Source organism: Candidatus Binatia bacterium (assembly GCA_023150935.1).
Classification (GTDB): Bacteria; Desulfobacterota; Binatia; order HRBIN30; family HRBIN30; genus JAKLJW01.
On sequence record JAKLJW010000003.1, the window covers coordinates 98,910 to 119,330 of the forward strand.

The following is a 20,421-nucleotide window of genomic DNA, read 5'->3' on the forward strand; positions in this document are numbered from 1 at the left end:
GCCGATCGACGCGCGGCGACTCACGAACCCGCGGCTCCCTTCTTTCCGCTCATTTCGTGGACCATATCGACCAGTGCAATGACCTGGTCGACCGGGGTACCGGGGAGGATACCGTGACCGAGGTTGAAGATGTGGCCGTGGCGGCCGCGAGCCCGCTCGAGTACGCGGACAGCACGGTCGCGCAGCTCGTGGAGCGGAGCGAACAGGGCGAGCGGATCGAGATTGCCCTGAACGGCCACATCGGTACCGAGGCGATCCCAGGCGCTGGCGAGATCGACCCGCCAGTCGACGCCGATGACATCGCCGCCGGCGCGGCGCATCAACTCCAGTAGGCCAGAGGTGCCGGTACCGAAGTGGATCGCGGGTACGCCCGGGGTTAGAGCGCCGAACAGTCGCTGCATGTGCGGCAGCACGTAACGTTCGTAGTCGTCGGGAGCCAGGCAGCCGACCCAACTGTCGAAGAGCTGCACCGCCTCGGCACCGGCCGCGATCTGCGCATTGAGGTAACCGGCCACGGCGCCGACGAGACGGCGCATCAGCGTGTGCCACGACTCGGGCGCCCCGTACATGAGGGTCTTGGTGTGAACGTAGTTGCGCGAACCGCCGCCCTCGATGACGTAAGACGCCAACGTGAACGGGGCGCCCGCGAAGCCGATCAGCGGCACCTTCAGGGCGGCCCGAGCGGCGCGGACCGCGTCGTAGACGAAAGGGACCGCGGCGGCGGCGTCCACCGCCGGCAAACGGTCGATGTCCGCGGGCGTGCGCACGGGGTTGTGCAGCACCGGCCCATCGTTTTTCGAGTACTCGAGGCCGACGCCGAAAGGCTCGAGGATGAGCAGGATGTCGGCAAAGACGATCGCCGCGTCCACCCCGAGCCGTTCTGCCGCCGTGACCGTCACCTCGGCGGCGGCAGCCGGATCCTTGCAGAGATCGAGAAAGCCGAAGCGCGAACGCACGGCGCGGTACTCGGGCATGTACCGGCCCGCCTGGCGCATCAACCAGATCGGCGTAAACGGTGTCGGTTCGCGCCGGCAGGCGCGGAGGAACGGCGCGTCGCTCAAGATACTCCTAGCTACGTTGGCGCCCAGGACGGGTCAAGGTACCGCGCGGTCATTCGGTCACGGTTGCCATGACCGCGCCGGTCGGCGCGTCGATGAAGTCGATGCGGGCACTGGCGGTCACGCCGTGCGCGGCCTTCTTCTCGCGCAATCGGCCTTGCATGCGCTCGACGAACGTCGTGTGCATCGCCTCGCCCATCCGGTCCATCGGGAAGTTGGCGACCAGTACCCGGACCGTCAGCGGATCCGGCCATTCTATGCTCTGCACCTTCGGTCCGAGCACGGGGTTCTCGCGGAAGAGCCGCTCCGTGTCGGCCTGGAAGCTCAGGGGCCCCGCGGCGGTCGGCGCGGCGGGCGCCCCCGCCGCCGTTGGCGGCGCCGCCTTCAGCCGGGCAATCGCCTCGGTCACCTGCTGACGGGTGCTTTCGTCGGGGGCCAGGGCCTGCGCCCGCTCGAGGGCGGCGACGACTCGCAACGGTTCGCCGGCGGCCCGGTAGGCAAGGGCAAGATTGAACTGCGCCTGGAAGAAACCGGGGTGCGCTTTGAGCACGGCCTCGTAAGTGTCGATGGCTTCCCGGGTTCGCCCGGCGGTGAGATACATCGTCCCGAGATCGGTGCGCACGTCGCGGTCGTCGGGCCGCGCTGCGAGCACGCGTTCGTAGTAGCCGATCGCCGCTTCCGGTTGCTGCCGATCGAAGGCGACATTCCCAAGGCCGCGCAGGGCGTCGAGATCGTCGGGCTGGTGCGCCAGTACGTGTTTATATGTTGTCTCGGCGGCGCCCAGGTAGGTGGGATCGACGAGCCCGGCGCGGTACTGCACTTCGCCAAGCTGCTTCCACAGGGCGACGTCCGCAGGGGCGGCGGCAGCCCGCTCCGACAGACCGCGAATCGCGTCGCGGACGTCGTCCGGGATCTGCAACGGCGGGTGTCCGCTCGGCAGTTGCTGTTCGCCGGCCGCAGTATCGGACGTGCCGGCCAGCGGTCCGCCACGGCCGGGCAAGCGCGGCTGCGGCCGCGGCGACATGCGGCCCGCGACCACGGCGCCACCACCCACCAGCAGCACGACGAGCGTGACCGTGAGCGGTGCGGTGCGTGCCGAGGGCCAGCGCCGGCGGAAACCGCGTTGCACCGCACCGTCGGCCGCCTGCCCGCAGGCAACGCAGAAACGCGCCCCGATGACCAACGCTTTCCCGCAGTGAGTACAGAACCGCTTCGCCATGCCTGCTCACAAAGTCGTCGCGCGGAGGACCTTATTCGTCGTCAGGGAGAGCTTCGCTCGTCGTACGAGGTTCGTCGTTCGTCATCGTCCGGCGGCCAGGCTGCGTAACGGCTGCACACCGTAACAACCCGCCCTCCCCCCGCCAAGCCCCCACGGTCCCAAGGCCCCCAATTCCTCGACTCCTCTTCCGGAAATTGGGGGGGGGCGGGAACCGGGGACGGGCAAGCGCAATGGCGGGCAACCATCGGGGTCGGCGTCGGTATCGGCATCGGTATCGGTCCGATTCCCTCGACCCCGATAGCGATTCCGACCCCGACCCCACAGAGGGGACCGCGTCTTCATCGTCTCGAGATGACCGCCAGGTCGTGTGCACGCTCGCCTCTCCACCGCCGCGAGGTACTCCGTGCGGCTCGAATTTTGTCGCCCGCTTCTCGTCTGCGACTATGGTTGCTGTGCTTTGTCGCTTGATCGGCTATAGACGGTCGGGGCGTCTGCGGACGCGTCTGACGAAGGAGGATTCGTGATGCGTACGTTGGCCGTTGCCGGAACCGGGGTACTCCTGGCCGCTGTCCTCTTCGCGTCCTGTACGTGCCGAAATCAAAACCCGCCGCCACCCACGACCGCACCGGCCGGCGTGCCGGAGCGCAAGAGCGGATTTCAGGCGGGAGGCGCCAGCGCGAGCGCCACGGCGACGGTTGCCGGACGAACGGCGGCCACGCCGACTGCGCCGGCGGCGGCGGTCGCCAAGACGCCCACGGCGGAGCCCGTGGCGCTGCCTTCGAACTTCCCGTCCGATGTACCCGTGTTCAAGGATGCGCAGGTAACCCAGGTTCAAAGCCTCGCCAACGACGCCAACAACGTCCTGTTCAGCACCACCGGCAAGGTCGATGAAGTCTTCGCGTTCTACCAGGACAAGATGGCGCAGTCGGGCTTCAAGGTGACGCAGCAGATCTCGCGTCCGAATTATGGCTTTGCGACCTACAAGAAGGGATCGCTGATCGCCAATGTGACGATCGCCGAAGACGCCCGTAACCCCGGCCAGCAGATCATTGCGATCATGTACGAGGAGGAAAAGCCGGTAGAGTGGGGCGACGAGGGCGAGGACTGACGCCGGGCGGCGCCGAGAGGCGCCGCGCGTCGGCTTCGCCCGCGCCTGCGCCGCCGCCGGCCTGCAAGTCGAAGCCCAAGAGATGCGCGAACCCGACGACGAGGGGCGCAACGTCCCGGTGCGGGTACACGTGGTGCGGCGCCGGTCCGACCCCCTTGCAATAGCGTGTACACGCGCATACTGAACGTTCAGTATGCAGGTTCCGGCTCGGCCCGGACGTGCCGTCGATGCACGCCGGGACCTTATGGACGTCGCTATCGATTGTTTCGCCCGCTACGGGTATCAGCCGACGTCGATTGCGCGGATCGCTCGCGCCGCCGGGGTCACCAAAGGCGCTCTGTACTACCATTTCACCGACAAGGAAGAGCTGCTGTTCGAGGCCGTCCTGAACCGCATCGGCCAATTCGAGCACCGCGTCAGCGCCGATCTCACTCCCGTCACCGACCCGGTCGCCGCGCTCCGCCAGTTGGCGCGCATCTGCGTCGACCACGCCACCAAGTCCAACCACCGCCGCCTCATCGTCACCGTCATGGTGGAGGCGTTCGACACCAACCCGCGCCTGGCCGCCGAGTTTCAGGCAATGATGCACCGCTTCCGCAAGTTCGTGAGCGGCATCATCGAGTTCGGGCAGGAACGCGGGACCTTCGGTCCGCGGGTCGACCCCGTTACGGCCGCCGCCGTCTGGACGGGGGCCGTCATGGGGGCCGAGATCCAGTTCTACCAGGACGGGGCGGCCTTCGATCTCGCCGCCACCGTCGACGCTTTTGTCGAGCAGTACATCGCCTGGCTGACGGGTGCGCCGCCGCGCGGCGCCACCCGGGCACCCTCCGGAGGAGCGCGCCGCCGGGTCACAGCAAGGAGGAAGTAATGGTCAGTTTCCAACCCAGCGAAGAGCAGCAACTCATTCGCGACACCATCGCCAGTTTCGCGCACGAGCAGATCCGTCCGCACGCCCGCGACGCCGACGAAAATGGCGCCGTGCCTGCCGCTATCGTGCAACAGGGCTGGGAACTCGGCCTCGTCCAGAGCTCCATTCCCGAGGCTCACGGCGGCCACGGCGACACTCGATCCGCGGTCACCGGCGCGCTCATCGCCGAAGAGCTGGCCTGGGGAGACCTCGCCGTCGCCATGCACCTGCTGACCCCGCGGCTGGCGGTGTGGCCCGTGCTCATGCTGGGTTCGGCGGAGCAACAAACAAGCGTTCTCGGTGCGTACACCGGCAACAGCTTCCGCACCGGCACGGCCGCGGTCATGGAGCCGCGCTTCGACTTCGACGCCACCGAGCCGGCCACCACCGCCCACCGGAGCAATGGCGGCTACGTTCTCGACGGAACCAAGTGTTACGTGCCGCTGGCCGATCAGGCCGATCGTATCGTCGTCACTGCCCGGACCGACGGCGGCGGCGTGGGCGCGTTCATCGTCGACCGCGACACGCCGGGCCTGACCATCGGAGAGCGCGAGCAGCACATGGGCATCAAGGCCCTGGCGACGTACACACTCACGCTCGAGAGCTGCCGCGTACCGGCGGCTCATCGCCTCGGCGGCGACGATGCCAACGTCCTCGCGCTGGCCAATCACTGGCGCGTCGGCCTCGCGGCCATGGCCGTGGGCGTCGCCCGGGCGGCATTCGAATACGCCCGCGACTACGCCAGGGAGCGGCACGCCTTCGGCATGGCCATTGCCCGCAAGCAGGCGATCGCCTTCATGCTGGCCGAGATGGCCATCGAAATCGACGCCGCCCGGCTGCTCGCCTGGGAGGCCGCCTGGCGCATCGACCGCGGCCTCGATGCCACCCGCGAGGCCTATCTGGCCAAGAACTACGCCGCCAACGTTGCGTTGAAGGTTACCGATAACGCCGTGCAGATCCTCGGCGGCCACGGCTACATCCGCGAACATCCCGTGGAGATGTGGCTCCGCAACGGCCGCGGCTTCGTCACGTTCGAAGGTCTCGTAATGCTCTGAGGCGTCCGGGCGCCCGTAGGAAGGAGATTCGCAATGATCGATTTCGAGCTTTCGCCGGAAATCAAGAACAACCGCGACATGGTGCACATGGTGGCCGAGCAGTACATGCGGCCGTTGTCGCACCAGTTCGACGAAAACGAGCACGAAAAGCCGTGGGACTTCCTCAACATGATGTGGGAGGCCTCGCGCAACAGCCCGGTCTCCATCGGCGGCGACGGCAAGAAGAAGAAAGCCGATCAGGAACCGAGTGCGGCGCCGCAGCGCGGCCTGCTGGCGGCGGTTGCCATCGAGGAGCTTTCGTGGGGCGATGCCGGCCTCTACCTGTCGATCCCCAATCCGGGGCTCGGCGGCGCCGCTGTCGCCGCCGCCGGCACTCCCGAGCAGCGCCAGCGCTTTCTCGACCGCTTCAAGAGCGGCAAGCCGAAATGGGGCGCGATGGCCTACACCGAACCGCACTGCGGTTCGGACACCGCCGCCATTCAGACGACCGCGCGGCGCGACGGCGATTCGTACGTCCTCAACGGCACGAAGATCTTCGTGACCAGCGGCCTCATGGCGGCCGAGAAGTCCGAGGGCTTCGTCGTCGTCTGGGCCACCGTCGACAAGTCGGCGGGACGCGCCGGCATCAAGGCGTTCGTCGTCGAGAACAACACCCCCGGCATGACCGTCGTGAAGTGCGAGAACAAGATGGGCATCCGCGCTTCGGACACGGCGATGATCGTCTTCGAGGACTGCCGCATCCCGAGCGACAATATCCTCGGTAGCCCGGTGGTGCAGGAAACGACAGAGGGCTTCAAGGGCGCCATGGCGACCTTCGACGCCACCCGACCCGCCGTTGCGGCCAGCGCCATCGGCATCGGCCGCGCGGCGCTCGACTTCACCCGCGAGGCCCTGGAAAAGGAAGGCGTGAAAGTTCGCTATGGGATCGCACGGGCCCGGCTCACGGCCATCGAGCGCGACTTCATGGAAATGGAAGCAAACCTCCAGGCCGCCCGCCTGCTGACGTGGCGGGCTTCGTGGATGATGGACCAGGGTATGCGCAACAACCTCGAGGCGTCCATGGCGAAGGCCAAGGCCGGCCTGGCGGTGACCCAGGTGACGCAAAAGGCCGTGGAGATACTCGGGCCGCTGGGCTACTCGCGCCAGTTGCTGCTCGAGAAGTGGATGCGCGACGCCAAGATCAACGACATTTTCGAAGGTACCCAGCAAATCAACCTCATGGTCGTCGCCCGTCGCATCCTGGGGTATTCGAGCAAGGAGCTCAATTGAGCGCGGCGCCGGGAGCGACCAGCCGTCCATGTCCACCGCAGCCGTCGGTCTGATCGGCGCCGGCGTCATCGGGCACACGCACTCCGCGGCGCTGCAACAGCTCCGTCATTTCTTCGGCGAGCGGCTCGCGCTCGTCGCGGTGGCCGACCCCGATGGCGCCGCGCGCGATCGCTGCGCCGAGGCCTACGGCTACGCGGCACGATTCGCCGACGGCCTCGATCTGATCCGCCACGCGGACATCAACGCCGTCTTCGTGTGCGCGCCGACACGCCACCACGCCGCGCTCGTCCACGCCGCCGCGGAGCGCGGCCTGCACCTGTTCTGCGAGAAACCGCTGGCCATGGACCCCGCCGAAGCGGCCGGCATGGTCGCCGCCGCGGAGGCCACCGGCGTCACGGCGCAGATCGGGCTCGTGCTCCGCTTTTCCGCCGTCTACACGGTCATGCGTGCTCTCGCGCGCGACCCGCGCGCCGGGCCCCCACGAGCGGTGTTCTTCCGCGACGACCAGTGCTTCCCGATTCGCGGCCTGCACAGCAGCGCCTGGCGCGCCGACCGCAGCCTCACCGCCGGCGGCACGCTCGTCGAACACGGGGTCCACGACCTCGACCTGCTGACGTGGATGTTCGGGCCGGTACGCCGGCTACGCGCGTGGGAGCAGAACCACGCCGGCCATGCCGGGATCGAGGACTACGTCGCCGTCGAACTGGAGTTCGGCACCGGACTGCGGGCACAACTGCTGAACCTGTGGCACGACATGGTGCAGCGACCTTCCAACCGCCGTCTGGAGATCTTCTGCCAGAGCGCATTCGTCGCCAGCGACCATGACATGGGGGGACCGATGCGCTGCCAGTTCGGGGACGACGTGGAAGCGGAGGTCGCCGCGGACGAGGTGCAGCGCCGTTTCATCGAGCTGTACCCGAGCCTGCCTGCCGAGCTGCACGTGTGGGCCGGCGTACCGTATCTCGTCCAGGATCACGCCTTTGTTAACGCCGTGCTCGGCGGGCCCCGCATCGGCCCGACGTTACGTGAAGGGCTCGCCGCCCAACAGCTCGCCGCCGCAGTCTACGAAGCCGCGCGCAGCGGCAAGGAGATGGAGATCGGCGGTGGCGGATTCGTCTGAGGGGTCCCGAAGTCGACGCCTCGACTTTTCGACCGGTCCGTTTACCCTGCTGCCATGCGTCTGACGTCTTACGGCGGCAAGACGGCGTTCGTGACCGGAGCATCGAGCGGCATGGGCCGGCTGCTGGCGGTGCGTTTCGCGGCCGCCGGAGCCAACCTCGCCCTGGTGGCGCGGCGCGAAACCGAACTGGCCGGCGTGGCCGCCGAAATCGAGCGTCTCGGGAGCCGCGCCCTCGTGCTGCCCTGCGACGTTGCCGACCGCACCCAGGTCTTCGCGGCGGCGGATCTGGCGGTACGCAAGTTCGGCGGCGTCGACATCCTGGTGAACAACGCCGGCTACGGACGCCATCGCCGCTTCCTCGATTGGGACGTCGACGACATCGAACGCATCGTCCGCGTCAACTTCCTCGGCACGGTGTACGCTACCAAGGCGTTGCTGCCCCAGATGGTCGAGCGGGGAGCGGGCTGGATCGTCTTCATGGCCTCGGTCGCCGGCAAGATCGGCGTGCCGGACGAGAGCGCCTACGCGGCCTCGAAGTTCGCCATGGTCGGTCTCGCCGAGGCGCTGTCGATCGAGGTCGAGGACGCGGGAGTTCACGTGCTCACCGTCTGCCCGGGAGCGATCGACACGGATTTCTTCGATGCGGAGGCTTTGAAGCGCATGCCTGCCGTGGCGCGGCGTACGCTGACGGCGCCGCGTCGCGTGGTCGATGCCGTCGTGGAAGCCCTCGCTCGCGGCAAGAGAGAGATCACCGTGCCGCGGTTTATCGGCGCCGGCTACGTCGTCAAGGCACTGGCGCCGGAGTTCATGCGTCGTAACACGAAACGTACGACGATCGGCGGCCGCCGCCGGTAACCCCCGGCTCGGCGCGGCGCGCTTCCCGCTCCACGCTCCCGGCTTCACGCCGCCCCGGTTGACCGTGCCGCGGCACGTTCGTAATAGGAACGCGGAGGTCAATCGACTGCATGTCTGCCGGTAGCCCGTCCGCCCTGACCGTCTTGCGCGTTCCGCGCGGCGCCGCTGCGCCGAACGAGGCCGCGCTGCGTGCCGCCATCGAACTCGACCGTACCCGCCTGCGTCTGTCCGGCAACTCGGCGGCGCGCGACCTGCGGGTTGCCGGCCCTTACCACATCAAGGTCGACGGGCAGGACCTGGACGAGTACGTCGTCTGGGACGTTTGACCGGGCGGCCGCCGTCTGGTGCCTGCGGTCGCTTTGCCCACCGCATGCGCCCTGCTGTATGGTGCGCCCATGTGTCTGCCCCGGGGCCGGCCTGACCCGATACGCATCCTGCTGGGCATCGCTGCGGTCTGCGTTGTCGGTTTGTGTACCGACGTCCGGGCGCGCGCGGAGGAGCCGCCGCCGGTGTCTGCGCAGCGCGAAATGCTGCTGTTCGACGAACCGGTCATCACCGCGGCGGCCAAGCGCGAGCAACGCGTGTCGGACGCTCCGGCCGCCGTCAGCGTCATCACGCGCGCGGACATCAGGCGCTTCGGTTATCGCACCCTGGCCGAGGCGCTGCGTTCGCTGCGCGGCTTCTACAGCACTTACGACCGCAGTTACGACTACATCGGCGTGCGCGGTTTTCAGCTCCCCGGCGACTACAACAACCGCCTCCTGCTGCTCGTCAACGGCCATACGTACAACAACTCCGTCTACCAGCAGGCGCCGGTCGGCTTCGATTTCGGCATCGACATGGAAGCGATCGAACGCATCGAAGTCGTGCGCGGTCCCGGCTCGGCGCTTTACGGCGGCAGCGCCATGTTTGCCGTCATCAACGTGATCACCACCGGCGCCCGCGATCTCCCCGGTGTGCGGGCGCTTTTCGAGGTGGGCAGCTTCCAGCGCCTGCGCGGACAGGTGTCGGCGGGTCATGTGTTCGGCAATGGGATCGAGGTCTTCGCCAGCGGCTCGATCGTCGACATCGCGGGCCCGCACGAGCTGTATTTCCCGGCCTATCAATCGCCCGAGACCAACAACGGCATCGCCGTCGACGTCGACGGGGAGAGCGCCTACGACGTCTTCGTCAGCGCCCGCTATGGCGACCTGTTCGTGCAGGGCGGCGCCAACCGGCGCGACAAGAACATCCCGACCGGCAGCTTCGACACCACCTTCAACGATCCGGGCAACGACCAGATCGACGAGCGCTGGTTTGCCGAAGCGCAGTACACCTTGCGCGATTTGCTCCCGAAGTTGCAGGCGTCGGCCCGCCTTTTCTACGACGGCTACCGCTACCACGGCATCTTCGTTTACGGCAGCGGCGACGAGCGCTACCAGAACGAGGACCTCGCCTTGAGCAACTGGCTGGGTGGTGAGTTGCGCGCCGAGTACGAGATCTTCGCCCGCAACTACCTGATGCTCGGCACCGAGGCGTCCTACTACCCCGACCTCTCGCAGGAAAACTACGACGTGCCGGGCGACGTCCTGCTCGACGACGCGCACGACCTGAACAACTGGGGCGTCTACGCCCAGGACGAATGGGGACTGCCGTACGACCTCACTCTGCTCGTCGGAGTACGATTCGACCGTTACTACAACCGCTTCCAGCAGGCGAGCCCGCGCGCGGCTCTCATGTGGAAGCCGCGACCGACCACAAACGCGAAGTTCCTGTTCGGTCAGGCATTCCGCGCCCCGAGTCCGTTCGAGCTTTACTATCAGACCTCCAGCGAAGGCTTTAGCTTCATCGCCAACCCCGACATCGAGCCGGAAACGATCACGACTTACGAGGGCGTGCTGGAGCAGGATCTCTGGTACGGCGTCAGTGCCGCCGCGTCGGTGTATTACTGGGACCTGGCCGATCTGATCTCCCTCGAAGCGGTGCAAGATCTGCCGGACACGTACGCTTACCTGAACAGCGGCGACGCGCACGCCGCCGGTTTCGAAATCGAGGTTCGCGTGCCGTTGCCCCACGATGTCATGGCCGGGGCCTCGTACTCGTTGCAGGACGCCCGCCGGGCGGGTGGCGGGCGCCTGACCAACTCGCCCCAGAACCTCGGCCATCTGGGCGCGACCTTCCCGCTGCCGTTCGGAGTGCAGGGGGGTGCGGAGTTGGACATCGTCGGGCCGCGCAGGACCCTGCAAGGCAGCGACGTCGCCACCACAACGATCGCCAATCTCAACCTGAACTACGCTACGCCCCTCGAAGGTCTGGGGGTGTCGGCCGGATTCTACAACCTCTTCGATCAGACTTATGCCGATCCGGGGGGGCCGGACCTGCGCGAAAACGTGATCCGGCAGAACGGCTTCACGTTCCGGGTTCAGGTTCGATACGCTTTCTGAACGCTGGCGCCATGAAATCCGGCCTCAAGCGTTTTTTGGCGATCCTCAGCCTGCTGGTCGCCGAGTGGGCGGCTGCCGGCAGCGTGCCGCGTGTGGCGATCGTCAAGAGCAGTTCCGTCGGTCCCTTCGACGAGGCCATGAAGGCGATTGTGGCGGTGCTGGCCGGCGCCGCGCCGCAGCCCGAGGTGCTCACCTTCGATCTGGACGGCGACCCGGCTCGCGGCGCGCCGGTGTTCGCCGACGTGCGCCGCGCCGCGCCGCAGTTGGTGGTGACCATCGGCTCGCTGGCCACGGCCGCGGCATTGAAGGAAGATGTCGCGGCGCCGCTGGTGTTCTCGATGGTGCTCTATCCGCAACAGAGCGGTTTCCTCTCGGTTCCGGGACGCCGCGTGACCGGGGCATCGCTGGACATCCCGCTCGACGTGCAGTTCGCCTACCTGCGCCGGTTGTTTCCGAACCGACTCCGCGTCGGCGTTTTGTACCACCCTGCCGAGACCGGCGCGGTGGTCGAGGAGGCGCGCGGCACCGCCGCCCGCCACGGCTTCGAACTGGTTGGCCGACAGGTCGACGATCCGACCCGCGCGCTTGCGGAGTTGGAAAAGCTCATGAACGAGGTCGACGTACTGTGGTCGGTAGCCGACGGCCACGTGTTTACGTCGCAAAACACTTCGGCGTTGATCCTTGCCACCATGCGCCGCGGCAAACCGCTGTTCGGGCTGTCAACCGCGCAAGTGCGCGCCGGGGCGCTGGCCGCTCTGTCGTCGGACTACACCGACATCGGCAAGCAGACCGGGGAGGTGGCAGTGGCCGTGCTCCGAGCCGGCGACGCGCCCGTGCCGACGGCGGTGCCGCGCAAAGTTGGGCTTGCGCTCAACCTCCGCACGGCCGAACATCTTGGTGTGAACATCCCGCCCGACCTGCAATCGGAGGCCCGGGAGGTAATCCGGTGAACGCCGCGGCGCCGGCGAAGGCCCGCCACGCATCGACGACCTGGGGTTTTTCGACCCGCCTGGCGGTGGCGATGTCGCTGCTCATGGTCGGGGCCTGCGTCGTTTTGAGCTGGGTGCTCGTGCAGCGCAGTCTGGACGAGATCCGTACGAGCATGCGCAATCGTGGCCAGACCATCGCCGATCACTTTGCCCTTCAGGCCGAACTCACTGTGTTGAGCGGCGACGTCGACGGCCTGGCGCGGATTGCAGGTGCAGCGTGCGCGCACCCCGATGTGGTTCGATGCCGGGTCGTCGACCGCACCGGGCGCCAGCTCCTGTCGATCGCGGGCGACGCGGGCACGGGAGCCACCGTGGAGGGATCGGAGGAAGCTGCGGACAGTTGGACCGGCCGGCCCGCCGAGGTGTGGGAATTCCGGGCGCCGGTGGTAACGACGGACGCACCGCTGCAGCGCGAGGAGCTTGGCTTCCTCGGCGACTCTGCGGTCGAGGAACGGCTGGCGCGCGCGCCGCGGCGCGAGATCGGCACGGCGATCGTGGGCGTGTCTTCCGCGCCGCTGCGGGCGCTGCGCCAGCGAGTCTTCGTGACCGCCGCTTCGTTCACCGCGTTGGTGACGTTGATAGGTATTGCCATGGCGGTGCTCTTCGCCAAGGCCATCACGCGGCCGCTGGCCGCCCTGGCGAAGGCCACCGAGAAGATCGCCGGCGGCGAGCTGCACACCACGGTACCCGTGAGTAGAAGCGATGAAGTCGGGCATCTTGCGGAGTCGTTCAACGAGATGGTGCAAAGCCTGGCGCGTAGTCGGGCGGAAATCGAGGAGCACAACCGCACCCTCGAGGAACGGGTCCGGGCACGAACCGAGCGCCTGGAAGCGATGAACCGCGACCTGATGGAAGCCAAGACGGCGGCCGAGGCGGGCAACCGTGCCAAGTCGGAGTTCCTTGCCAACGTCAGTCACGAGATCCGCACGCCGATGAACGGCGTCATGGGCATGATCGACCTGCTGCTCGACACCCCGCTCAACGAGGAGCAGCACGAGTATGCCGCCACGGTCAGAGAGAGCGCCTCCACGCTTCTCGAGATCATCAACGACATCCTCGATTTCTCGAAGATCGAAGCCGGCCGTTTCGAGCTCGATGTGGGCGAGTTCGACCTGCGCCACGCTCTCGACGCGGTGACCAAACCGCTGGGAATCCGCGCGACGCAAAAGGGCCTGACGCTCACCTACGCTATCGGAGCGGATGTCCCCGAAGTCATAGTCGGCGACGGCCGCCGCCTGCAGCAGGTCCTGATCAACCTCGTCGGCAACGCCATCAAGTTCACCGACCGCGGCTCCGTATCCATCGAAGTCGAGAACGCATCGCCGGCGGCCAACGACGAGATCGATCTGCATTTCACCGTCCGCGACACCGGCATCGGCATCCCGCGCGACAAACAACTGAGCATCTTCAACGCCTTCGAGCAGGCGGACAACTCCCTGACGCGCAACTACGGCGGCACCGGGCTCGGACTGGCGATCTCGGCCAAGCTGGTGGACCTGATGGGCGGCAGGATGTGGGTCGAGAGCGATCTGGGCCGCGGCAGCGCCTTCCATTTCGCCGCGAAGCTGCGTAAGGCCACGGCCGTTCGCAAGCCGGCTCCGGCCGTCGTCGCACCGCCGTCGCCGACCGCGGTGGCGCCGGCCACAAGGGCCCTGCACGTCCTCGTGGCGGAGGACAACGCGATCAATCAGAAGCTGATCGTCCGCGTGCTCGAGAAGCTCGGTCATACTGCCGTGGTCGCCGCGGACGGCAACGCGGCCCTTGCGGCGCTCGACCGGGAGCGCTTCGACCTGGCACTCATGGACGTGCAGATGCCGCGTCTGGGCGGCTTCGAAGCCACGGCGGCAATCCGCGAACGCGAGAAGGCTACGGGCGCGCACCTGCCGATTGTCGCCCTCACCGCGCACGCCGTTAAGGGCGACGAGCAACGTTGCCTGGCAGCGGGAATGGACGCCTACCTCTCCAAGCCGGTCGAAGCCGCCGCACTGGCGGCAACCATGGAACGGCTGATGGAAGAGCACGCCGCCCGTGCCGAAAGCGCCCTCGCGCGCGAACCGGCCGTGTCGAAGATACGCGACGTCTCGCAAACACCCCGTTGACCCAACGTCAGCCGGCATCGTATCAGCGTAGTGTTCGATCGTGTTTCGCGGCACCGCCCGGAATACGGCAAGACGCGCGATTCGATGACGCAGCCGCCACCTCCTCAGCCGATCTCCCGTCGCGACTTCCTCCGACTCGGCGGCGGTGCGGGCCTGTCCCTGGCCTTGCTCCGGCTCGGAAGCTCTCCGCGTCCGGCCCATGCCGGAGAGGCTCTTCCGCGTGCGGCGGCGAGCGCGGCACCCGCCTACGACGCCTGGGAGGACGTCTACCGCGACCAGTGGCGCTGGGACCGTGTCACCTGGGGCTCGCACACCAACCAGTGCTTTCCCGGCGGCTGTTCGTTCCGGGTGTTCTCCCGTGACGGGGTCGTCTGGCGCGAGGAGCAGACCGCCAGCACCGCGGCGTCCGGGCCCGGATATCCCGACTTCAATCCGCAGGGCTGCCAGAAAGGCTGCGGTTTTCATCATGCCCTGGCGAGTCCGGACCGCGTACTTTACCCGATGCGGCGCCTCGGCGCCCGCGGCGAGGGACGCTGGCAGCGCATCTCGTGGGACGATGCCCTGACCCGGATCGCCGACGCGATACTCGACGCTCACCGGAAGGAGGGACCGCAGAGCGTCATCGTCGACGCCCCGCACATCCACGCCGGCTCGGTCGCGCTGTCGGGAATTCAACGACTGGCCTACGAGATCGGAGCGCTGACCACCGACCTCAACGTCGCCATCGGCGACGATCTCAAGGGGATCCTCCACACCTTCGGCACGATGCAGTTGGGTTACTCGGCGGACAACTTCCAGGACGCCGAACTGATCGTGCTCACCAACTCCAACCTCTCCTACACCGGCACGCCGATGTACCACTTCCTCACCGAGGCGCGGTACAACGGCAGCGAGATCGTCCTGCTGGCGCCCGACTACAACGCTACGGCGCTCGCCGCCGATGTCCATGTCCCGCTCGGGCCCGGCACCGACGCGGCCTTCTGGCTCGGCATCTGTCAGGCGATTCTCGCCGAAGGTCTTCTCGACGCCCCCTTCGTACGCGAGCAGACCGACCTGGCCCTGCTCGTCCGCGGCGACACCGGCCGCTACCTGCGCGCCGAGGACGTCGACGGCGGCCGCGAAGACCAGCTCTATTTTTACGACGAAATCGTCCGGCGCATCGTGCCAGCGCCGCGCGGCACCCTGCGATTCGAGGGGCGCCAGGCTCTCGAAGGCCGGTACACGGCGACCCTGTCGGACGGGCGGCAGGTGGAAGTGCGCCCCGTGCTCGCGCGGCTTCGCGAGAAGCTCGACCGCGAGTACACGCCCGAGCAGGCGGCGGCAATCTGCGGCGTAGCGCCCGACACGATCCGGTCGCTGGCGCGCAAGCTCGCCCGCAAGCGCACGTGCTGTTACATCGGCTTCACTTCGGCCAAGCAGTTTCACGGGGATCTGCACGAGCGCAGCCTCCTGCTCGCGATGGCTCTCACCGGCAACTGGGGCAAACCGGGCACCGGCTTCAACTGCTTTCTGCTGTCGATCGAGCACGTGGTGGCGTTGATGGACATGGAACGTCCCGTCAGTCGCGGCGGCCTGCTGCCGATGCTCTTCTCCGCCCTGCGTTTGAAGGCCCGGATGTGGTGGGAGGACCGGGACGTCACCGACGCGGTCGTGCGGACCGAAATGATGACCCGGGAGACCAAACGGCTCGGCGTCGTTCCGCCCGTGTTCTTCTTTTACAACCACGCCGGCTACGCGAAGCTCTGGGACCGGCCCGGGTGGGGAGATCCGGCTTTCCGGCGGACCTTCGGCGAGGCGCTGCGCGAGTCGGTGGCGCGCGGGTGGTGGGACGCGCAAACCGCGCGGCCCGGACCGGATCAACCGCCCCGAGTGCTGATGCTGATGGCGCACAATCCGCTGCGGCGCGAGCGCAGCGGGCGCAGCCTGTACGTCGAGGAGCTGTTCCCGAAGCTCGACCTGATCTTCGCGGTCGAGACGCGCATGTCGTCGTCGGCGGCCTTTGCCGACGTCGTGCTGCCGGCGGCCTGGTATTACGAAAAGGAAGACACCACGATCACCTTCGGCATGAACCGCTGCATGGCGCTGATTGAGCAGGCGGTAGCGCCGCGCGGCGAGGCCAAGCCGGAATGGGAGATCTTCGCGGCGTTGGCGCGCAAGATTCGCGAACGGGCCGCCGCTCGTGGCCTGGTTTCCTACCGCGATGCCGCCGGCGAGGAGCGTCGCTACGACGCGCTCGACGACCGTTTCACCATGCACGGCCGCCTCGAAACCCACACGGACGTGGTCCGCGAGTACATGGCCATTAACGATGCGGTGGGCTTGTTCGGAGACGACGGCGGCTACGAGGCGCTAATGGAACGGGGACAACTGCCGTTTGTGAAATTGGGCAACGGCGCCGGGGTTCTCGCGGCGACGGAAATAGAGCCCGGCAAGCCGTACTACAGCCTGCGCCGTCATTTGGAACACGGGGAGCCTTACGCCACCTACGCGCGCCGCGCCCAGTTCTACATCGATCACGAGTGGTATCTCGAAGCCGGGGAGGCGCTGCCGACGTACAAGGAGACGCCGCCGATCGGCGGCCGGCATCCGTTCCGCCTCGTCAGCGGGCACGTCCGCGGCAGCATTCACTCGATGCACATTGCGGTGCCGGAATTCCTGCGCCTGCACCGTGGCCAGCCCGTGCTCTTCGTCAACGACGGCGTGGCCGCCGCGCGCGGCGTGCGCGACGGCGATACGGTGCGCCTGTTCAACGACGTCGATGCCGCCGAGTTGATGGTCGCCACTTCGTCCGCCGTAGGACCCGATCAGGTGGTGGTCTACATGTGGGAGTCGTTCCAGTTCGCCGGCTGGCGGTCGCACGACGCGTTGCTGGTCGGCATGCCCAAGGGCCTGCATATGGCGGGCGGCTACGGTCAGCTCCGGCACGTCTTCGCCAGCGGCACGCCAACGCCGGCGAGCGACCGCGGCCTGCGGGTCGATTTCGTGAAGGTGGCCGACGGACCACAGCCGGCGGCCGGAGTCGATGCATGAAGGGCGGCGCGACCAAGGCCGATCTGATGGCATCGCGCCGACAGCTCGCCGCGGTCATCGACCTCGGCAAGTGCATGGGCTGCCAGACCTGCGTCATGGCGTGCAAGAGCCTGTGGACCCAGCGGCCCGGCACGGAGCACATGCGCTGGATGAGTGTCGCCACGTGTCCCGGCCGCGGTTATCCCCGCGATTTCGAAAGCAAGGGTGGCGGTTTCGAACCTGACGGCAGTCCGCGACGAGGCGAGTTGACCACCCTCGTCGACTGCGGCGACGTTTTCCAGTTCAACCACGACGAAGTCCTGTACGCCGGCGGCGGCCAGAGCGTACGGCTCGAGCCGCGCAGCGCCCAGGGCGGAGCACCCGCGTGGGGCTACAATTGGGACGAGGACCAGGCGTCGGGGGCATGGCCGAACCCGTATTTCTTTTACATGCCGCGCCTGTGCAATCACTGTACGAAGCCGGCGTGCGTCGACGCCTGCACGCGCAATGCGATTTACAAACGCGACGACGGCATTGTCGCGATCGACCAGGAGCGCTGCGCGGGGCACCGGCACTGCGTCGAAGCGTGCCCGTACAAGATGATTGCCTATAACCCGGTGACGTCCACGAGCGAGAAGTGCATCGGCTGCTTCCCGCGCGTCGAGGCGGGCATCGCTCCGGCCTGCCACCGTCAGTGCCCGGGACGAACCCGCGCCTACGGCTACCTCGACGATCAGACGGGTCAGGTCTTTCAGCTCGTCAAGCAGTGGAAGGTCGCCCTGCCGTTGCACCCCGAGTACGGTACGCAGCCGAACGTATACTACGTGCCGCCACTATCGCCGCTGGCTTACGACGAACACGGCCGTCTCACCGAGACCCCGCGCATTCCGGCCGAGGTGCTGGAGCGGTACTTCGGACCGGAGGTACACCGGGCGCTGGCGACCCTGCGGGCCGAGCGTGCCAAGCGTATGCGTAAGGAGCCGTCGGCGCTCATGGACATCCTCATCAGCCGCGTCTGGCGCGACCGCTTCGGCGGCTTCACCCGGGACCCGGCCGAGACGAGTCCGGGAAGGCCGGTCGAGAAGACGGGAGTGGAGTCGTGAGCGGCAGTGTGCGAGCGCATCGAGTGACCGGCGGCGGCACTGGATTGCTCGACCCGGCAGCGCCGCATTGGGGTTCGTGTTCGCCGTTGCTCGTGACGCTGACGCCGGCGCCGGTGGCACTGGTAAGCGCCGTCTCGCCGTACGTCGCCGCGAGCACCGGCCACGGGCGGGTGCCGCAGGTGGAGGCCCGTGCTGCCCACGACGGGGCGGGGCTGTGGCTGCGGCTGGCCTGGCCCGACAGCACGTGCGACGACCATGTGAGCGACCTGGACCGTTTTGCCGACGCGGCAGCGGTGCTGTTTCCGCTTGCCGCCGGCGCCGATCCGTTTCTCATGGGATCGCCGGGAAAACCAGTCAATGCCTGGCTCTGGCGGGCCGACACCGCGACGCCTTTCGACGTCATTGCCGAGGGTTACGGGACCAGTCGCCGGCGCCCGGCGACGGTGAGCGGTCTGGCCGTGCGGGCACAGCACGACGGCCGGGGCTGGACAGTGGTGTTCCAGCGTCCCCTTACGCCGCGATCGTCCGGCTGCGTCGCGCTTGCCCCGGATGCAAAGTCGGCGGTGGCGTTCGCCGTCTGGGACGGCAGCGAGCGCGACCGCTCGGCCCAAAAAGCCGTCTCGACCGGGCTCCTCCCGCTGGAGATCGACGCTTAGTAGTGATGGGCACAATTACGGCGACGTATTCCGTACGACGCTTCCCGTTCGCCCCGAGTAGCCCCGTTTTCTCAGGGGCGTATCGAGGGGCAGCCTGGCGAGCGGCTTTGCGGCCCCGCCCCTCGATACGCCGCCGAAAAGATGGCGCTACTCGGGACGAACGGAATACGTCGCCGGACTAATGAACCGGAGTACTTAGTTCCGGGGCTCGTCAGTTCCGGACACCGCCGAGGCCGCGCACGAAGCGCTCAGCCGATCGGTATCGGGACTCGCCGACCGCACCCGGGGGCAATTGGCACGATCCGGAAAACGTGAAACCCTCTGCGTCGACCCTCACGCCTGCAAATCCTCATGCTGCCCTCCCTTGCCACCGCCCTGCGCACTGCCGGCTTCCGCGGCGACGCGTTGCACGACCGTCTCGGCATCCGCATGCCGGACGACGTCGGCATCCTCAACCACACGCCGATGCTCGAACGCTTGCGGGGCGACCGTTCGCCGGTCGCCACATTGATCCGCCTGTTCTTCCTCGAAGCGGAGGAGTCTCGGCGGCAGGTCGTCCGCGCTCTTTCGGCGCGCGTCTTCACGGACTGCCACAGGGCGAAACTCCTGCGCGTGCGCGGGGATCGGGTGCAGGCCGCGCTGCGCCTCGATGCCATTGGCGACCAGTACTTCCTCAGCGACCGCCGCTTCCAGCGCCCGGTGCCGGGGGCGCTGGGACTCGGCGGGCGCGATCCCGTCTATCCGCCCGGCGCCGATTCGCTGCTCTTGCGCGACGCGGTAACCTTCCGCGACGGGGCAGCGGTTCTGGATCTCTGTACCGGCTCGGGCGTACAGGTCGTTCAGCAGGCGGGCATCGCCGCGCGCCTGGTAGCGGTGGACGTCAATCCGCGCGCCGTCGGCTTGGCGCGCGCGAACGCCGACCTCAACGGCGTGGAGCGCTTCGAGGGCCGCTGCGGCGATCTTTTTTCTCCGGTGCGCCGCGAGCGCTTCGATGTCGTGATCGCCAACCCGCCTTTCGTCACGTCGCCGTACGCGAAGGGTCCTTCGTACCATGCCGGGGGCGCTACCGGGGATCGCGTCCTGCGGCGGGTAATCGCGGGTCTGGACGGCCATCTCCACCCCGGCGGCCGAGCGTTCGCGGTCACACACCTCGGTTTGCGCCGGGGCACCGATGTTAGCGATGCCGCGCGCCGCTGGTTCGCCGCCTTCTCCGGCCGCGCCCTCGTCGTCACGGTCGAGACCGGGACCGCGGTAGACCTTGCCGCGGCTCAGGCGCTGTTCGCGATCCGGCGCGGCGCGGCGCCGTATGCCGCGGAGATACGCCGCTGGCTTGCGTACCTGCGGACGCACCGCATCGACCGCATCGCCGTCCTGCTCGTCGGCGCCGAACGCGCGGGCAAGCGCCATCTCGAGGTCGTCGACGGGCAGCCGCGGATTCTGCCGCTGCCGCTGGCCCCCGCCCCTGACGTCCGCATTCGCACGTGGCTGGACGGGATTACCGCAACACCCGCCGCGCCCTCAGCTTGATTGAACCGGTGCCCACCAGTATCG

The 20,421-nt window shown here is 67.7% G+C and carries 16 protein-coding genes; 14 read left to right on the forward strand and 2 right to left on the reverse strand.

Annotated features, from left to right (window positions below; all coding sequences use genetic code 11):
* Positions 1-20 precede the first annotated feature (20 nt).
* Both hemE and L6Q96_03675 read right to left on the reverse strand, forming a co-directional pair.
* On the reverse strand, positions 21-1,061 hold the full coding sequence (gene hemE, locus L6Q96_03670) for a uroporphyrinogen decarboxylase (protein MCK6553672.1): 1,041 nt from the start codon (positions 1,059-1,061) through the stop codon (positions 21-23).
* A gap of 49 nt (positions 1,062-1,110) precedes the next feature.
* Positions 1,111-2,277: a tetratricopeptide repeat protein gene (locus L6Q96_03675; GenBank protein ID MCK6553673.1), complete on the reverse strand. Its 1,167-nt coding sequence runs from the start codon at positions 2,275-2,277 to the stop codon at positions 1,111-1,113.
* A gap of 520 nt (positions 2,278-2,797) precedes the next feature.
* On the opposite strand from L6Q96_03675, the gene L6Q96_03680 reads away from it, so the two are divergent.
* The 14 genes from L6Q96_03680 (at position 2,798) to L6Q96_03745 (ending at position 20,397) form a co-directional block, all read left to right on the forward strand.
* A complete protein-coding gene (locus tag L6Q96_03680; protein MCK6553674.1) occupies positions 2,798-3,385 on the forward strand; it encodes a hypothetical protein in 588 nt (195 codons plus the stop codon).
* 193 nt (positions 3,386-3,578) lie between these two features.
* Entirely contained in the window at positions 3,579-4,253 is a 675-nt protein-coding gene (locus tag L6Q96_03685) for a TetR/AcrR family transcriptional regulator (GenBank protein ID MCK6553675.1), read from the forward strand.
* Positions 4,253-5,347, forward strand: a complete 1,095-nt coding sequence (locus tag L6Q96_03690) for an acyl-CoA dehydrogenase family protein (protein ID MCK6553676.1) — start codon at positions 4,253-4,255, stop codon at positions 5,345-5,347. The genes L6Q96_03685 and L6Q96_03690 overlap by 1 nt, the downstream gene beginning before the upstream one ends.
* 33 nt (positions 5,348-5,380) lie before the next feature.
* Positions 5,381-6,616 carry an acyl-CoA dehydrogenase family protein gene (locus L6Q96_03695; protein ID MCK6553677.1) on the forward strand — a complete coding sequence of 412 codons (1,236 nt, stop codon included), beginning with the start codon at positions 5,381-5,383 and terminating at the stop codon, positions 6,614-6,616.
* Between the two features lie 28 nt (positions 6,617-6,644).
* Complete coding sequence (locus tag L6Q96_03700; protein ID MCK6553678.1) at positions 6,645-7,736, forward strand: Gfo/Idh/MocA family oxidoreductase; 1,092 nt, start codon at positions 6,645-6,647, stop codon at positions 7,734-7,736.
* Between the two features lie 54 nt (positions 7,737-7,790).
* On the forward strand, positions 7,791-8,591 hold the full coding sequence (locus tag L6Q96_03705; protein MCK6553679.1) for an SDR family oxidoreductase: 801 nt from the start codon (positions 7,791-7,793) through the stop codon (positions 8,589-8,591).
* 110 nt (positions 8,592-8,701) lie between these two features.
* Entirely contained in the window at positions 8,702-8,917 is a 216-nt protein-coding gene (locus tag L6Q96_03710) for a hypothetical protein (protein ID MCK6553680.1), read from the forward strand.
* A gap of 69 nt (positions 8,918-8,986) precedes the next feature.
* Positions 8,987-11,014 carry a TonB-dependent receptor gene (locus tag L6Q96_03715; GenBank protein MCK6553681.1) on the forward strand — a complete coding sequence of 676 codons (2,028 nt, stop codon included), beginning with the start codon at positions 8,987-8,989 and terminating at the stop codon, positions 11,012-11,014.
* Positions 11,015-11,025: 11 nt separating this feature from the next.
* Complete coding sequence (locus L6Q96_03720) at positions 11,026-11,964, forward strand: ABC transporter substrate-binding protein (protein ID MCK6553682.1); 939 nt, start codon at positions 11,026-11,028, stop codon at positions 11,962-11,964.
* Entirely contained in the window at positions 11,961-14,102 is a 2,142-nt protein-coding gene (locus L6Q96_03725; GenBank protein ID MCK6553683.1) for an ATP-binding protein, read from the forward strand. The genes L6Q96_03720 and L6Q96_03725 overlap by 4 nt, the downstream gene beginning before the upstream one ends.
* Positions 14,103-14,186: 84 nt before the next feature.
* Positions 14,187-17,132: a molybdopterin-dependent oxidoreductase gene (locus L6Q96_03730; protein MCK6553684.1), complete on the forward strand. Its 2,946-nt coding sequence runs from the start codon at positions 14,187-14,189 to the stop codon at positions 17,130-17,132.
* Complete coding sequence (locus L6Q96_03735) at positions 17,129-18,214, forward strand: respiratory nitrate reductase subunit beta (GenBank protein ID MCK6553685.1); 1,086 nt, start codon at positions 17,129-17,131, stop codon at positions 18,212-18,214. The genes L6Q96_03730 and L6Q96_03735 overlap by 4 nt, the downstream gene beginning before the upstream one ends.
* Complete coding sequence (locus L6Q96_03740) at positions 18,211-18,870, forward strand: ethylbenzene dehydrogenase-related protein (GenBank protein ID MCK6553686.1); 660 nt, start codon at positions 18,211-18,213, stop codon at positions 18,868-18,870. The genes L6Q96_03735 and L6Q96_03740 overlap by 4 nt, the downstream gene beginning before the upstream one ends.
* Positions 18,871-19,221: 351 nt before the next feature.
* The gene (locus L6Q96_03745; protein MCK6553687.1) at positions 19,222-20,397 is read left to right on the forward strand and encodes a methyltransferase; all 1,176 of its coding nucleotides are present in this window, start codon (positions 19,222-19,224) and stop codon (positions 20,395-20,397) included.
* Positions 20,398-20,421: the final 24 nt, after the last annotated feature.

Bases quoted from the DNA above. Each gene is read 5' to 3' on its own strand.
- L6Q96_03705 (MCK6553679.1), top strand. From the start codon at position 7,791: ATGCGTCTGACGTCTTACGGCGGCAAGACGGCGTTCGTGACCGGAGCA.
- L6Q96_03710 (MCK6553680.1), top strand. From the start codon at position 8,702: ATGTCTGCCGGTAGCCCGTCCGCCCTGACCGTCTTGCGCGTTCCGCGC.
- L6Q96_03700 (MCK6553678.1), top strand. From the start codon at position 6,645: ATGTCCACCGCAGCCGTCGGTCTGATCGGCGCCGGCGTCATCGGGCAC.
- L6Q96_03735 (MCK6553685.1), top strand. From the start codon at position 17,129: ATGAAGGGCGGCGCGACCAAGGCCGATCTGATGGCATCGCGCCGACAG.
- L6Q96_03690 (MCK6553676.1), top strand. From the start codon at position 4,253: ATGGTCAGTTTCCAACCCAGCGAAGAGCAGCAACTCATTCGCGACACC.
- L6Q96_03675 (MCK6553673.1), bottom strand. From the start codon at position 2,277: ATGGCGAAGCGGTTCTGTACTCACTGCGGGAAAGCGTTGGTCATCGGG.
- L6Q96_03745 (MCK6553687.1), top strand. From the start codon at position 19,222: ATGCTGCCCTCCCTTGCCACCGCCCTGCGCACTGCCGGCTTCCGCGGC.
- L6Q96_03715 (MCK6553681.1), top strand. From the start codon at position 8,987: ATGTGTCTGCCCCGGGGCCGGCCTGACCCGATACGCATCCTGCTGGGC.
- L6Q96_03695 (MCK6553677.1), top strand. From the start codon at position 5,381: ATGATCGATTTCGAGCTTTCGCCGGAAATCAAGAACAACCGCGACATG.
- L6Q96_03685 (MCK6553675.1), top strand. From the start codon at position 3,579: ATGCAGGTTCCGGCTCGGCCCGGACGTGCCGTCGATGCACGCCGGGAC.
- L6Q96_03720 (MCK6553682.1), top strand. From the start codon at position 11,026: ATGAAATCCGGCCTCAAGCGTTTTTTGGCGATCCTCAGCCTGCTGGTC.
- L6Q96_03730 (MCK6553684.1), top strand. From the start codon at position 14,187: ATGACGCAGCCGCCACCTCCTCAGCCGATCTCCCGTCGCGACTTCCTC.